Below are 15,689 nucleotides of genomic sequence, written 5' to 3'. Positions count from 1 at the left end.
TTCCTAAAGGTTAGACTCTTGATAAGCTTTTTCGCCGTGTAAAGTAAGGTCAAGACCCATTGATTCCTCTTCTTCACTTGCACGGATGCTTACCACAAAGCTTACAGCTTTAATAAGAATAAAAGTGACCACTCCAACAAATACATAAGTTGCGCCTATAGCAATCAGCTGCTTCAGCAATAGCCCTGCATTCCCGTAAAAAAGTCCGTCAGCACCCGCAGAATTCACGGAAGTGGTAGCAAATAGTCCGGTTGCAATTCCGCCCCATGTGCCTCCTATGCCATGTAAGCCGAAAGCATCTAAAGCATCATCATAGCCCAGCTTTTCTTTTAAGAAGAAAACTCCCCAGAAACATACGGCTCCGCCAACAAGTCCGATTAAAATAGAGGCGGTTGGAGTAACAAACCCGCAAGCTGGAGTAATGGCGACCAGACCAGCTATTGCCCCGGAAATTGCCCCCAGCATAGTAGGCTTTTTATTGATAAGCCATTCTACGGCAATCCAGCCGATGATTCCGGTAGCTGCGGCAGTATTTGTATTAATGAATGCCGTCATCGCTACATCATTAAGTGTAAGAGCACTTCCGACGTTAAAGCCGAACCAGCCGAACCAGATGAGTACACCGCCGAGCAAGGTCAATGGAAGGTTATGAGGAGACACGGAATTTTTGCTTTTTCTCGTTCCAATAACAAGGGCCAAAACAAGACCTGCTACACCGGAAGAAATATGAACTACATTACCCCCTGCAAAATCCAATGCACCTAAATCGCGGAGCCATCCTCCTACGCCCCAAACCCAGTGTGCAACAGGAGCATATACAAGGAAGGTCCACAAAACACTGAAGAGTACAAAGGCTGAGAAGCGCATACGTTCTGCGAAAGCGCCTGAGATGATTGCACAAGTGAGAACAGCGAAAGTAAGCTGGAACATCATATACAAGCTGTGAGGGATTGTGGCGCTGTAATCAGGATTAGGCTCAAAAGAAACACCTTGAAGTCCCACCCAATCCAGTCCGCCTATAAAAGGGTTTCCTGCTGTTGAAAACGCAAGTGAATAGCCTGCAATGATCCATAAGACCGAAATAATAGCAATAGAGCTTAAGCTGTACATCGCTGTGCTAAGTACATTTTTGCTTCGAACCATGCCTCCGTAAAATAAGGCAATACCAGGTGTCATTAGCCAAACTAGCAAAGTTGCTACAAACATTAATATCGAATCGCCCATCTGCATTGCTGATTCCTCCCCATAAGTCAATTGAATTACTCCGTGTTAGTTTATATGACATCAGTTGTTATATAAAGTATCATATGTGAAAGGGAGCAGAATATCAATAAGAATTTTCGAATAAATTAAATGTTTTTTATGTAAGCGAATACAGTTTGTTAGAAAATCTAACATCTAATAACGCAAAAAGATCCACCCTCCTTAGAGGGTGGATCTGGAATGGATTTCCTTTATCTTACACCCTTCATGAGCCTTTGAATTGCAGGCGAAACCATGAAGAGGATCAAACCAAGAACAATAGCTAATCCGCCGATGATTCCAAAATATACAACCTCAGTTTCAGGCTTGTATAATCGAACTACTTGGGCATTCATTGCTTGAGCTGCGGCACTTGTTAAGAACCATAAGCTCATGGTTTGTGAAGAGAAAGCAGAAGGTGCAAGCTTCGTTGTAGCCGATAGTCCGACTGGCGACAAGCAAAGCTCTCCAATTACGACTAGGAAAAAGCTCAGTACGAGCCATAATGGATTAACAAGTGACTCTGTGCCATTAATGGAAGCAGGGAAAATCATAACAATGAACGAAAGACCTGCAAAAATTAAACCGAAGGAAAACTTTTTAGAAGTTGAAGGCTGGCGGTCACCAAGCTTAATCCACATCCAGGCAAATAACGGTGCCAATGTGATGATGAATAAAGGATTCAGTGATTGGAACCAGGAAGCCTTCAATTCGAAACCGCCGATGTTCAGGGCTGTGCGCTCCGCAGCGTAGGCAGCCAGGATGGTTGAGCCTTGCTCCTGAATTGCCCAGAATACCATTGCGGCAATAAACAGCGGGATGTAGGCAAGCAGCCTCGACTTTTCCACAGCAGTTGTCTTTTTGCTGTTATACATCACAATGAAGTATGTGGCAGGAATAAGAATACCAAGGATACTTACTATTAAGATAAATAAATCGATGGTTAAAATACCTTGCTGAGCTAATACAAAACCAATGATAAGGACGATCGCTGTCCCTATCCCGATTTGTGTGAAAGTTTTCTTTCTTTCAGAAGGTGTCAGCGGGTTTGGAACGAAAGAACCTGCTTGTCCAAGATTCTTCTTTTTGGTAGCTGCAAATACGATTAATCCCAGAAGCATTCCGATTGCAGCAAGTCCAAATCCTAAATGGAAGCTGTACATTTCTCCAACTGTTCCGACAACTAAAGGTGAAAGGAAAGCACCCATGTTGATTCCCATGTAGAAAATGCTGAAGCCTGAGTCGCGGCGTTCATCTTTTTCAGTATAAAGGTCACCAACAATGTTTGAAATATTTGGCTTTAACAGACCTGTACCAAGAACAATCAATACCATAGAAACTAAGAATGCAGTAAACGTTCCTGGTAAAGCAAGTACGATATGACCGAACATAATTAATATTCCGCCGTAAAAGACGGTTCTGGTGGATCCTAATATTCTATCTGCTACCCATCCACCGATAATCCCGGACATATATACAAGGGATCCGTATATGGAGGTAATAGCGAGTGCGGTGGATTGGTCAATGCCAAGTCCGCCTTTAGAAACACTGTAATACATGTAATACACAAGAATAGCTTTCATTCCGTAATAGGAAAATCTCTCCCAAAATTCAGTGAAGAATAGGGTGAATAAACCTCTTGGATGACCGAAGAATCCCTTTTGAGGGACACTTGCTGCTATTTTATCATGGTCCATAGGTGTCATATTAATTACCTCCCTCTTATAAGATACTATATTACTATCATCTTTATTTCGTTGTCAAAATATTTCGAGTTGAAAAATTAGGTAAAAAGCATGATTTTGAAAAGGATTACATAAAAAAAACCCTTAGTTAAGGGTTTTCTAGACAAGCTTTTTACTAAGTTCAATATAACGTTTGTTTAAGCTTTCATCGATTGTTTTAAGTAAAGGATAGCCTAGAGCCTTTTGAATTTCGATGGAACGATTCTGAAGTCTTTCCAGCTTTCGGAGTTCTTCTGCTGCTTTAGACGTGGAGCCGGATTCTACAAGTGCATCTATTTTATTCATTAAGCGATGCATGGAAACTTGATAAATTGTCCGCTCGCGTGCGATTTTGGCAGGTTTTACATAAAGCTTCAGCAAAGAATCGCGGTTTGCTGATCCATACACATCTCCAATCTGTCTCTCTGTTTGGGAAATAGCTGCTGAAACTCCATTATATTGTCTGTCGATAGAGGTAATGTTGGAGCTAGTAATGGACTTATTGTAATCAGCTGTTCTGATCTGCAGCAACATTCCATACAGGTTTGCCTCCTGGCTTTCCAGGCTTCTGCTGATAACTGCAGGAAGGGCACGGTAGCCGCCGGCTTCTTTAATCTGAAATGCACGTTTTTTAAGTCGATTCAATGTTTGCAGCTTCGATTCCGCTTTCGAACTATTTTTGGCTGAAATGTCTGCTTTAATTGAATTCATCAGTCTAAATTGTGAAACCTCATAGATGCTTCTCTCAACCGTTCTTTTAGCAGGGGTCAGGTATTTTTGACCTAATGCATCCCTGTTGCTTTTACCGGAAACTTTGCCGATCAGTGATTCTGCTTTCTTTAATTCATTCGTTAATCCATCATATAATCCGTTTACTTTTGAAATGCTTCCGGTATTTACAGCCGTTTGATACTGAGCCGTTTTTTGAAGAAGGATTTTTCCTTGGCCGTCTGCAGCTGCATAGCGTGAATATTCCGCATTCAAAGAGTACCCGTTTTTCTTTGCAATTGTTTCAAAGGATTCACTGGATTTTAAAATAACGGCTTTAGTCATTTTCTCTACTTGAGGATAAAGCCATCTGACTTCTGAATTATGCATTCTGATGCAGCCTGAACTCACATAGCGGCCGATGGAGCTTTCGTTATTATTGCCGTGAATTGCGTAGGTTGTCCCGTAGGTTCCTCTTGCATCAAGTCCGAGCCATCTGTCCCCCAAAGGATTTCTTGGATCTCCACCTGGGATATTGTCCTTATAATAAGGCCGGTTTACGATTTTCGTGACAACCCGGAAAGTTCCTTCCGGAGTTAAGTCATCACTCCTGCCTGTCCCTATGCTGAAAATACGAACAAGCTTGCCGTTATTAAAAAAGGCCAATTTGTTGTTTGCTTTGTTTACAATGATTAATTGTTCTCCGCTTGCTGAAGCCGGAGTAATGTGTCCGCCAAGCAAAAAGCTGAAAATAAGAACAAAACTTAAAGTTATTTTTTTCATAATGCCCCCTATATTTCTATATTTATATAAATATACCAATTAATTATAATCATAATTACCTAATAAATATGTAGAATTTTGTAATGGTGGAAAAAATAAATAATATATAAAGAGGAACGGGGAAAAGGTGCTGGAATTATCATTAATAAAGACATTTTTCTGTTTTAAATGTTTAGTCTGATTTGAACGGAAGGCGGGGATTTTCCGCGGGAGCAGCGTGTCAGGTGAGAGGCGGAAGTGAAACACAGCCTTAATAAATGAAGGAGGAAAAAAATGATTCCCCAGAGAGTATCACTCCTGACGATTGGAGCAAAAAATGTGAAAAATCTCAGGCTTTTTTATCAGAAGCTTGGATGGGCAGAAACAGAGATCAGTTCAGATCAATATGCGGTTTTTAAAACTGCAGGAGTCCTTCTTTCTCTTTTTCCATTAGAAGAACTTGAGAAAGATGCAGAAGTTAAACTGATTAGTGAGGGATACAAGGCAGTCACATTTGCGATAAATGTAGATGAACCGCAGCAAGTAGATGAAGCAATCGAAAACATAAGGAAGGCGGGCGGGGAAATTCTCCGGCAACCAAGTGATGCTTTTTGGGGAGGCAGAACCGCATATTTCGCAGATCCGGAACAAAACCTGTGGGAAATTGCGTGGAATCCTTCTTCTGTCTTTGATGAAAGAGGAGCGATGCTTGAATTCTAATTGAAGGTAAAAAAGGCACCTGAATCATCAGGTGCCTTTGCGTATTGCGGCGAGGGACCAAACGCCACATCGTTTGTACCAAAAAGGTGCGTCCCCCGGCTTATGCAACTCAGCTCATCGCCCTAGTACTATAACACATTCATAATATATAAACAAGCCGTTTTTTGCCGTCATTTGAATGCGGGGTTGATAAACCAAGGCGGAAATGTGTTTTGATAATAGGCAGTAAGCAGTAATTAGTATATAATTTCTTAGAGAATACAAAAGGGGACGAAGGAAACCATGAAAATCGGAATTAGGAATAAAATCCTATTCGGCTATGTCGTTATATTAGTTTGCTTAATTGCTTCAATTCTATTAATAAGCAATCAAATATCCCAAATGCAAAAGCAGAGGAATTTCATAATAAATCACGATATCCAGGTTTTTGTTTTAGCCGGTCAGGTTGAAAAGTCTCTTCTGGAAATGCAGACCGGGCAGAGAGGCTATGCCATCACTGGAAGCAATGACTATGTGAATGCCTATGAAGTTTCCAGAGATCATTTGGAGGATGATTATGCTGAGCTTTACAATTTGCTCAGCGATAATCCCTCACAGCAGGATAAACTTCAATCAATTAAGAGTTCAATCGATAATTGGATTACCAAAACAAGTGAACCGATTATCAGATTGAAAAATAATGGACAGGATGCTCAAATCGGGGACTTCTATTCACAAAATCCGGATGCAGCTGCGATTAAGTCGGTCCGCGATCAGTTTGAGACATTCCGCGGTACTGAACTGAATTTAACGAAACAGCGGGCAGCGAGTCTCGACACGCAAAACTTATCATTGCGATATACCATGTATGGCCTGATCGTTCTCACGACAATCATTGCACTTGTGATTGGACTTGCCATTTCCAAATCCATCGTTTCTACGGTTCAGCAGGTTATTGGCAACATTAAAGCAATGACAAGCGGGGGAAATCTATCCAGCAGACTGAATGTAAGGACAAATGATGAAATTAAAGAACTGGCAATAGCCACAAATGGATTGCTGGATGTTATGGAAGACCGCAGCTGGGTGCAAACCGGCATCAATACGGTAAATACCCAGAATCAGGGGATTTCTTCTCTTGAGCCGCTTGGCGAAACCTTCCTTAAAAACCTTGCTGATATGACAGACTCGGCAATGGGTGCTTTTTATGTGAAAGACGGCGATGTTTTTGTGAAAAAAGCCGGATACGCATTTGGAACGGAAAATGCCAAAAACTCATTTGCCTATGGCGAGGGACTGGCGGGGCAGGCAGCTATTGACAAGAAGGTTGTTTGCGTTAACGATTTGGGTGCTGATTACCAGCCAATTTCCACCAGTATGGGGAATATTAAACCGAGCAGTTTGATTGTTGCGCCGATTCTTTATAAAAGCAATGCGATAGCCATAATTGAACTATCAAGCTTAGGCGATTACCAGCAAAAGCATATCGAGCTTCTGGAAGCTTTAACCGAGTCCATGGGTCTCACCGTTAACAGTGTGCTTGGCCAAATGGAGATTAAGCGCCTGCTTGCCGAATCACAGGCAATGACAGAGGAGCTTCAGACCCAATCAGAGGAATTGCAGACCCAATCAGAGGAACTTCAGATGCAGTCAGAAGAACTGCAAATGATCAATGAGCAGCTTGAATCCCGTAGCGAAGATGCAGAGGATAAATCAAAAGAGCTTGAGAATGCAAAAGAAGAGCTTGAAGCTCAGGCAAAGCAGCTTATGGCCAGCTCTAAATATAAGTCGGAGTTTTTGGCGAATATGTCTCATGAGCTAAGGACTCCGCTCAACAGTATTCTTATTTTGTCAGAAATGCTTGCAGAAAATACAGGAAAGAAGCTTGCCTTGGAAGAACAGGAATTTGCAGAAATCATTCATTCATCCGGACAGGATCTTCTAAACTTAATAGATGAAATACTGGATCTTTCCAAAGTGGAATCAGGCAAGCTTGAAGTTCATTTCAGCGAAGTAAATGCAGCCGGAATCCCTGAATATATTGAGCGGAATTTTGCTCATATTGCTGCCCAAAAAGGGCTGTATCTGAATATCGATAAATCTGACGCAGTTCCAGATTTAATCTATACAGATGAAAAGCGGTTAAACCAAATTATTAAGAATCTGCTTTCAAACGCATTCAAATTTACGTCGGAAGGCGGCATAACAGTTTCTATTGATACAATTCCGGGAAATCAGATTCGCCTTACAGTGAAGGATACCGGAATTGGTATACCAAAGAATAAGCATGACATTATTTTTGAGGCCTTTCAGCAGGGAGATGGAGCTACCGTAAGGAAGTATGGCGGAACAGGTCTTGGTTTATCCATCTGCAGAGAACTGGCAAAATTGCTTGGCGGAAGTATTTCACTGACAAGCGAAGAAGGAAAAGGAAGCACATTTACATTAACGATTCCTGTTCATCCCGATTTATCCGCAATTACTGAAGAGCAAAAAACACAGCTTGAGGCGGCAGCTGCGGCAGAAATTAAAATTGCCCCGGCAATAACTCAGGCAGAACCTGCTGCGGAAGGAAATGCTTTTGCCGGCAGAAACGTGTTAATTGTCGATGATGACCACCGCAATATCTATGTGCTGGAAGCCGCATTGAAAAATGAAGGAATGAACGTCATTTCAGCAGAAAACGGACAAAAATGCCTGGACATTCTAAAAACAAACGACTCTATTGATTTAATATTAATGGACATTATGATGCCGGTGATGGATGGGTACGAAACGATGAAAACCATTCGTGGCGATTATAAAATGACCGAGGTTCCAATTATTGCCCTAACAGCTAAAGCCATGAAAAATGACCGGGAAAAATGCCTTGAAGCAGGAGCCTCTGATTACATCAGCAAACCGCTAAAAATGGAACAGCTGCTTTCTGCAATGAGAGTCTGGCTTACAAACTAAAAGAGGTAAGAATATATGGAAGAAAATAAATCAACAAATACGGATGCCCCGCTATTCAGTCACCGGGAAGAGATTGAAATAGATTTACTTCTTGAAGGAGTCTATCGTTTATCAGGCTATGATTTCCGCAACTACATGCGTTCTTCCATTGGAAGAAGGATTCAGAACCGCATGGGAATGGAGCAAATCCCTACTATATCGAGACTTCTTGAACAAGCTATTTATGAGCCGGAGATGCTCGATAAGCTGTTAAATGATTTTTCGATTAATGTAACGGAAATGTTTAGAAATCCAAGTTTTTTCAAAACCTTCCGTGAACAGGTCGTCCCGATTCTCAAAGAGCTCCCTGCCATTCGAATTTGGCACGCCGGGTGCTCTACCGGGGAAGAGGTTTATTCCATGGCGATCCTTCTTGAGGAGGAAGGCCTCGCAGAGCGTACCCATATCTTTGCAACAGATATGAACGAACGAGTTCTTGAGTTAGCCAAACAAGGAAGATTTGTGCTTAACAAGATGCAGAATTACACGAAAAACTATTTTCTATCCGGAGGCACCCGGTCATTTTCGGAGTTTTACACAACAGATGAACGGTTTGCCTATTTCAAGCCGGAGCTGCTGAATAACATAAGCTTTGCTCAGCACAATCTTGTAACGGATCAATCATTTAATGAATTTCACGTCATCATCTGCAGAAATGTCCTTATTTATTTTACCGGGGCTCTGCAAAATCAAGTTCATCATCTATTTCACGAAAGCTTATGTGATGGGGGATTTATAGGATTGGGAGATAAAGAGTCACTGAAATTCACAGAAGTGGCTTACAACTATCAGGAGTTTATTGCCGGTGAAAAAATATACCGGAAAATAAAGTGATTTCTAAAGCGCATAAAAATGGAGCTGTCTGAAAAGTCCTGATGAGAGGAAATAATGGAAACCAAAAACCCCCTGAGTGCTTCGTGAATGGAGCATCCAAGGGGTTTTTTTACACGTATTTCTGAACAATCCTGGTATTGCTGATTGGAGCGGAAGGTGCTTGACTCCAGCGGGAGCAGCGGGACAGGTGAGACCCCACAGGCGCGCAGCGCTGAGGAGGCTCACCGCCCGCCCCGCGAAATTAGCAAAACAAACGAAAGTAAAAGAGCGAGAAGCTTTAAATGGGACTTACTGGACAGCCCCATTTTGTATTTTAACAAGCTTACAGCTTAATGGTTTCCTTGAATCATCAGAAGACACATATCATCCTTCTGAGGGGTGTCCTGGTCCTGGAAGCCGAGCAGATGGATAGGCGAGATGGAAGCACCTGACCATTTTTGCCTTGCGATGTATTTAAGCTTCTCAAGCATGGTGTTTTCATCTTCCCCATAATTTTCGTAAACACCGTCTGTAAACAGGAGGAGCTGAACGTTATCAGTGTAAGTCAGTACCGTACTGCTAATGCTGATTTCCTCGAAAAATCCAACCGCACAGCAGCCTTTATTAAGATCAACCAGTTCGTTATCAAGCAAAGCATACCCTGGAGGATGACCGGCATTAACATATTCCACTGTTTTCGCTTCTGTATCAATGACAAGATAAATCGCCGTAAAATAGTAATTATGCTCTTTAGTCTGGTTGGATAATAGAGCCATATACCGGTTCAGCTCTTCAATAACGAGAACAGGGTCGGCAATCTGTTTAATTGAGTCCCTTAATACGGAAGAGATATACATGCAAATCAGCGAGGATGAAATACCATGACCCATCATATCAAGGAGAATAACGCCGTATTTATGCTCACTGAACCTATGCCAATAGTACATGTCTCCAGCTAATTTATTAGAAGGCAGATGGGATACATGGATGCATATATTCTCTTCATTGAGCGGGGGATTTAATAAACTCTTTTGAATTTGCATAGCAAGATCAAGTTCATGAGAAAGTTTCTGCTCCTGTTCTGCATGCCAGTCCTTTTCCTGTTTAAGGCGAAGAGCCACTCTGATCCTTGCCAGAAGCTCTACTTTATTGATAGGTTTTGTAATGTAATCATGCCCTCCAACATCAAGCGCCTCTGCTAGTTTATTAGAGTCTTCCAGAGCAGTAACGAAGATAATTGGTATTTCACGCAAATGTTCGACCTGCTGAATTCTTCTGCACGTCTCAATTCCGTCAATTTCAGGCATCATGATATCAAGCAGGATCAAATCGGCTTCCGGCTTAGCGGAACCGGGAGAATCCATTTTTAAATAGTCAAATAGAGCTTGAGCAGAGGAAAGAGATACATTATCCTCATAGCCAGCATTTTTAAGGATTTTTTCTACAACAAATAAATTAACTGGATGGTCATCAACAATTAGAATTTTCATTACCGGCTCCATACTTAGATTTAATACTATTATTATACTACTAGATGATGGAAAGAGGGAGATTTGGTGTTGTACCAGCCGGAAAGAAGAAGAAATCGGCTGGAAAGAGTCTGAGACCGGCCGGGATCCCAAGCTATAAAATCAATCTGAATTCACCGGCCAAAAACAACTTCTCAATAGAAAGCATAATTCTTCCCCAAAAAGGGAATGAAGAAATAGCATAGTTAATGATGAGGAGGAGATTAAATGAATCAGGCGGAACTGGTTTATGATGCAAAAGCGATTTTAGCCGAAGGTCCTGTTTGGGATGACAGGGAAGGTTTATTATACTGGATCGATATTCACGGCAAAGCTATACATATCTTCAATCCTGATTCCAAAAAAGACAGGGTGATCGATACTGGAGAAAAGATTGGCGCGATTTCTCTATCTGAAAAAGGCGGTCTGATTGCTGCCATGGAAAATGGATTTTACCGGATTGATTTAGAAACGGGGGAAATGACATTTCTAACTGACCCTGAAAGAGATAAGCCGGATAATCGATTCAATGATGGAAAATGTGATCCGAATGGCAGATTCCTTGCCGGTACCATGCAGAAAGAGGGCCAGGGTACAACTGGGGCTTTGTACAGTATGGATGAGAATCAAAATGTCCGGAAGCTAATTGATCAGGCAGGCATTTCAAATGGCCTTGCATGGAATGAGAACGGAGACACATTTTATTATATTGATACACCTACGCAAAAGGTTGCAGCATTTGATTATGATTTGGATACAGGCAGCTTGTCTAATAAACGAACTGTGATTGAAATACCCGAGGATGAAGGCCATCCAGATGGAATGACAATCGATGCTGAAGGGAATCTTTGGATTGCTCATTTTAATGGATCTCGTGTTTCCAGATGGAATCCAAATACGGGAGAAAAGCTTGAGGAGGTCAATCTTCCTGTTTCCCAGGTGACCTGCTGTACATTCGGAGGGGACCGGCTTGATGTATTATACATTACCACCGGACGGGAAAACCTGGAGGATGATGCTTTGGCACAACAGCCGCTTGCGGGTGCGATTTTTCAATATAAAACAAATACGATGGGAAAAAGTTCTTTTCGTTATAAAGGATAATCTTATGATCCGGCTAAGGCCGGTTCTTTTTTTGCCAATTAATTCTGAAAATCGTGGTAAGATAAGAATGTGAGAATTATTGGGGAGGGTTTATTTATGAGTCAAATGCCGGTTTCTGTACAGATGTATACATTAAGAGATGAATGTGAAAAAGACTTTTTGAAAACGCTTAACAAAGTGGCTGAAATTGGTTTTGACGGTGTGGAGTTTGCCGGGTATTACGGAGTTAATCCTGCTGATTTGCGGAAAAGCCTGGATGAGCTTAATCTGCGGGCTTCTGGAAGCCATTTCGTCCTTAAAGAGCTTGAAGAGAATTTAGAGAAACACATTGAGGCTCAGCATATATTAGGGAGTAAGCATCTCATTATTGCCTATCCTTATGATCGGATGGAGAAGGAAGCTGAATATCATGAGCTTGCTGAAAAGCTGAATGTGATGGGACAAAAAATACATGAAGCTGGACTTACGCTAAGCTATCATCATCATGAATTTGAATTGCTTACATTTGGGGATAAGACGGGTTTAGACATATTGATGGATGAAACAAATCCTGATTGGGTACAAACAGAACTTGACGTATACTGGCTTACGCATGCCGGGAAGAATCCGGCCGAATGGATTCAGAAGTACAGCAATCGCTTATCTCTCGTACATATGAAGGATATGGAAGCAAGCGAAGACAAAGCTTTTGCCGAGCTTGGTACAGGAGTAATCGATTTGCAGGCCGTGGTGCAAAAGGCTGCGGCAGCCAAAGCTGAATGGCTTGTGGTTGAACAGGATGTGTGCAAAAGGCCTCCGCTTGACAGCATTTCGATCAGTTATCAGTATTTAAATGGTCTCAAGGTTAAAGGGGTTTAATAATCCAGGAAGCTGGAGTTCTTAGCTGAATACATGAATGATTAAGAGCATGATTACACAAAAGAAGCTGTTTCGATACAGCTTCTTTCTTTTATGGAAAAAATTGATTGACGGCTTAGGTGTACTATGTGTATAGTACAAATATAAACTGTGTGAACTAAGTAGTACACACAGTTTGAGTTTGGAGGTGTACGATGAGTACCATTTTTAATAATAGAGACCCTGTTTACCTTCAGGTGGTCCGCTACTTCAAAGAGCAAATAGCAACCGGAAAGCTAAAGGCAGGGCAGGAAATTCCGTCCAGGAGGGAGATTGCAGGAATGCTGAGTATTAACCCCAATACGGCACAAAAAGCGTATAAGGAAATGGAGGAACAGCAGCTGATTTTTACAGAAAGAAATGTTCCGAGCAAGGTGACAACGGATACCGCTATTTTAAATCGCGTTCGGGAGGAGCTTATTATGGAGGCCGTTGATTCGTTTATCCAATCCATAAAACCGATTCAGGTTCCTGTCGAGGAGCTTGTTCAAATTATTCATGAGAAATACAGTCAGACGGAATAGCAGGGGGGATCAAAATGATTGAAGTAAAAGGGATAAGAAAAAAATTCGGGTTTAAAACCGTACTGGACGAAGCAACCTTTGAAGCGGCAAAGGGTGAGATTACTTGTTTAATAGGGATTAACGGAGCGGGAAAGACTACGGTACTAAAAGCCATCATGGGGCTTACTCCCATTCATTCCGGAGATATTTTAATTGATGGAGAAAAGTTGAATAAGAAGACTCTGGAGAAAATTACGTACATACCGGATACGCCGATCATGCAGCCCGGAATGACGATTCAGCAGTTCATGGAGTTTATGGAGGATTTTTATCCGAACTGGAACAGGGAACGTGCCTTTGAGCTTCTTCATTTCTTTAAATTAAATAAAGGGGACAAAATATCAAGCCTTTCAAAAGGAAATGCAGCTAAAGCAAGCTTGCTTATGGGCTTATCGCTTGATACCGACTATCTCCTGATGGATGAGCCTTTTTCAGGGATTGATATTTTCAGCAGGGAACAGATCACCAATGTCTTTACAAGCCACCTGATCGAAGGCCGCGGGGTTATCATTACCACCCACGAAATTCAGGACATTGAGCATCTGATTGATCGCGTGGTTCTTCTTGAAAATGGGAGAGTCTGCAAACAATTTAATGCAGAGGATATGAGAATCTCAGAAGGCAAATCTGTAATTGATGTGATGAGAGAGGTGTATAATGCATGAACCGCTTTTTAAAGCTTGTAAACTTTGAAGTGAACCGGTTTGCCAAAATCTATTTTGGATTGATTATCTTAACTATTCTTGGACAGATGATTGCTGTGTTTAATGAATCAAATAAGTTGACCCGTTATGCAAGTGAATACATGAGGGAACAAAGAATTAATGCAGAACAATATGTTTCAACCATGGAGCCGCTGAGTTTTTCATCAATTGTAAACAGTTCGTTCTATATGGGACCTATCCTCCTTTCCATCTGCGCGCTTTTATTTTACGTATTCTTTATCTGGTACAGAGATTGGTTTGCCAACAATGCATTTATGTACAGGCTGCTGATGATTCCGGTTTCCAGAATGAATATTTACTTTGCTAAAACCGCTGCGATTCTCTTAATGATCTTTGGTCTGGTGGCACTTCAACTTCTGTTATTACCATTCGAATTTGCCATTTATCAATCCATTGTTCCGCAGGATTTGAGGGGCCTTACTCCGCTTTCATACGTTATGAATTCCAACGCTGTACTCAGTATGATCATCCCTTCCACCTTTTTGGAATTTGTTTTGTACTATGGCGCTGGAATTACATTAGTACTTGTATTAAATACGATCATCCTGTTTGAAAGAAGCTATAAATGGCTTGGTGCAGGAATTGGGATTGGATATGGTGTTCTGGCTTGCTTAGTTGCTTTAATCCCAGTGTTTTTGGCCGAAACATTGGACCAGTTATACCCAATTGAAATCATATATATTGGGATAGCCTGTGTCGGTGCCATTGGAGTTCTGTCTGTCTTTATGAGCCGATTCCTGCTGGCTAAGAAGATTACGGTATAAGGAGCATATATAATGAAAAAATATTGGAAAACGATGCTGATCACCATCATCGCAGTTTTAGGAATAGGTTCCTTTTATGTCCAGGCTGCTTATACGAAAAGCCTACTTCCTAATTTCAAGATAAAAACAGAGAGCGGAAGCAAAGACATTGGAAGCAGAATTTCTTTAATCGGCAGCTATTACATGAAGGATAATCAAGAATATGCAAATGAGAGCCTCCGCATTACGGAAAAAGGATCGGAATACCACAGCCGCCTATCAATCATTGAACAGCAGGACAGAAAATGGTTCGGGAGTACAGATTTCGAGAGAATTCAAGATGATTACCGGGATTTTATGAGAGGCAATAAAGAGTCTGGAGAAATATACGAGGACGAAAAATGGCTTGTGAGCGCTCAATTGGCTCAGGAGGAAGATGAAAAGAGAGTGTTCACTTTTGCCATAATGGACAAAAATACAAAAAAACAAATGAAGTTTGATGCAAAGGTTCCTGTAAAAGGTCAATCTTTGTTCTATGTTACGGATGTTCAGAGAGTGAATAATGAAGTAAAGGTACTTGTCTATGGCGCTTCAGATGCAAACCGGGAAAGTTATACAAGTTATAATTTTAATTTAAAGGACCGGGAGCTGGTAGGAGAACAGCGTTTCGGCGAGACAGAAATGAAGAATAAAGAAAACTATTATATCACCTTGTTCAATGAATTGGATCCGTTAAGACCAAGCGATTACACTGCATACATTAAAAATTATTATAAGCAGGATGGAGAAGACAATCAGTTCGAGCGGAGAGAGTACTATGTAATAAATAATAAAACAGGAACAGAGGAAAAAATAACTCTGCCGTCCATTATGGGCGAAATTCAGGATCTGTTCATTGAGAATTCCCACCTGTACTATACTGTTTCTGAAAACGGAAAAATGAACGCACTCCGTTATGACATAAAATCTGGAAAAATTGATCTGGAACGGTTATTACCGATACAGCAAAATTCTCTTGACACCTTTACCTTCAAAGAAGGTGTGATGTACGCCGCAGGTAAGAAGAATTCAAAAGAATCGTATATAAAAGCCTTCAGCATGAAAACGGGTGAAGAAGTGTATTCAGGGAAGATCGAAAATCGTTCAGTAAAATCAAATATGACTCTAGACATTCATTCAATTTCTATACCAAGAAACTAAGAGGCAA

General features: G+C 41.3%; 13 protein-coding genes. 9 read left to right on the top strand and 4 right to left on the bottom strand.

Annotated features, from left to right (window positions below; genetic code table 11):
* Positions 1-3 precede the first annotated feature (3 nt).
* The 3 genes from J9317_RS15930 to J9317_RS15920 form a co-directional block, all read right to left on the bottom strand.
* Entirely contained in the window at positions 4-1,230 is a 1,227-nt protein-coding gene (locus J9317_RS15930) for an ammonium transporter (protein ID WP_211560220.1), read from the bottom strand.
* A gap of 224 nt (positions 1,231-1,454) precedes the next feature.
* Positions 1,455-2,948 (bottom strand): peptide MFS transporter, encoded by a 1,494-nt coding sequence (locus J9317_RS15925; protein WP_211560218.1) that lies wholly within the window; start codon positions 2,946-2,948, stop codon positions 1,455-1,457.
* A gap of 138 nt (positions 2,949-3,086) precedes the next feature.
* Positions 3,087-4,457 carry a L,D-transpeptidase family protein gene (locus J9317_RS15920; protein ID WP_211560216.1) on the bottom strand — a complete coding sequence of 457 codons (1,371 nt, stop codon included), beginning with the start codon at positions 4,455-4,457 and terminating at the stop codon, positions 3,087-3,089.
* A 273-nt stretch (positions 4,458-4,730) separates the two neighbouring features.
* On the opposite strand from J9317_RS15920, the gene J9317_RS15915 reads away from it, so the two are divergent.
* From J9317_RS15915 to J9317_RS15905, 3 genes are all read left to right on the top strand, one after another.
* Positions 4,731-5,156 (top strand): VOC family protein, encoded by a 426-nt coding sequence (locus J9317_RS15915; protein ID WP_211560214.1) that lies wholly within the window; start codon positions 4,731-4,733, stop codon positions 5,154-5,156.
* Between the two features lie 282 nt (positions 5,157-5,438).
* Complete coding sequence (locus J9317_RS15910; protein ID WP_211560212.1) at positions 5,439-8,090, top strand: ATP-binding protein; 2,652 nt, start codon at positions 5,439-5,441, stop codon at positions 8,088-8,090.
* A gap of 15 nt (positions 8,091-8,105) precedes the next feature.
* Entirely contained in the window at positions 8,106-8,963 is an 858-nt protein-coding gene (locus tag J9317_RS15905; RefSeq protein ID WP_211560210.1) for a CheR family methyltransferase, read from the top strand.
* Positions 8,964-9,292: 329 nt separating this feature from the next.
* Here J9317_RS15905 and J9317_RS15900 read toward each other — a convergent pair whose 3' ends face one another.
* A complete protein-coding gene (locus J9317_RS15900; RefSeq protein WP_211560208.1) occupies positions 9,293-10,432 on the bottom strand; it encodes a PP2C family protein-serine/threonine phosphatase in 1,140 nt (379 codons plus the stop codon).
* A gap of 246 nt (positions 10,433-10,678) precedes the next feature.
* Between J9317_RS15900 and J9317_RS15895 the strand changes: the two genes are divergently transcribed.
* The 6 genes from J9317_RS15895 (at position 10,679) to J9317_RS15870 (ending at position 15,682) form a co-directional block, all read left to right on the top strand.
* Positions 10,679-11,554 carry an SMP-30/gluconolactonase/LRE family protein gene (locus J9317_RS15895; RefSeq protein WP_211560207.1) on the top strand — a complete coding sequence of 292 codons (876 nt, stop codon included), beginning with the start codon at positions 10,679-10,681 and terminating at the stop codon, positions 11,552-11,554.
* A gap of 96 nt (positions 11,555-11,650) precedes the next feature.
* Entirely contained in the window at positions 11,651-12,412 is a 762-nt protein-coding gene (locus J9317_RS15890; protein ID WP_211560204.1) for a sugar phosphate isomerase/epimerase family protein, read from the top strand.
* A 194-nt stretch (positions 12,413-12,606) separates the two neighbouring features.
* Entirely contained in the window at positions 12,607-12,975 is a 369-nt protein-coding gene (locus J9317_RS15885) for a GntR family transcriptional regulator (protein ID WP_211560202.1), read from the top strand.
* A 14-nt stretch (positions 12,976-12,989) separates the two neighbouring features.
* Positions 12,990-13,679 carry an ABC transporter ATP-binding protein gene (locus J9317_RS15880; RefSeq protein ID WP_211560200.1) on the top strand — a complete coding sequence of 230 codons (690 nt, stop codon included), beginning with the start codon at positions 12,990-12,992 and terminating at the stop codon, positions 13,677-13,679.
* Positions 13,676-14,503, top strand: coding sequence for a hypothetical protein (locus J9317_RS15875; RefSeq protein ID WP_211560198.1), 828 nt, complete (start codon positions 13,676-13,678; stop codon positions 14,501-14,503). The genes J9317_RS15880 and J9317_RS15875 overlap by 4 nt, the downstream gene beginning before the upstream one ends.
* A gap of 12 nt (positions 14,504-14,515) precedes the next feature.
* On the top strand, positions 14,516-15,682 hold the full coding sequence (locus tag J9317_RS15870) for a hypothetical protein (RefSeq protein WP_211560195.1): 1,167 nt from the start codon (positions 14,516-14,518) through the stop codon (positions 15,680-15,682).
* The last annotated feature ends 7 nt before the right edge of the window (positions 15,683-15,689 follow it).

The organism is Metabacillus flavus (assembly GCF_018283675.1).
Classification (GTDB): Bacteria; Bacillota; Bacilli; order Bacillales; family Bacillaceae; genus Metabacillus_B; species Metabacillus_B flavus.
This window is presented reverse-complemented; position numbering and strand designations above follow the sequence as displayed.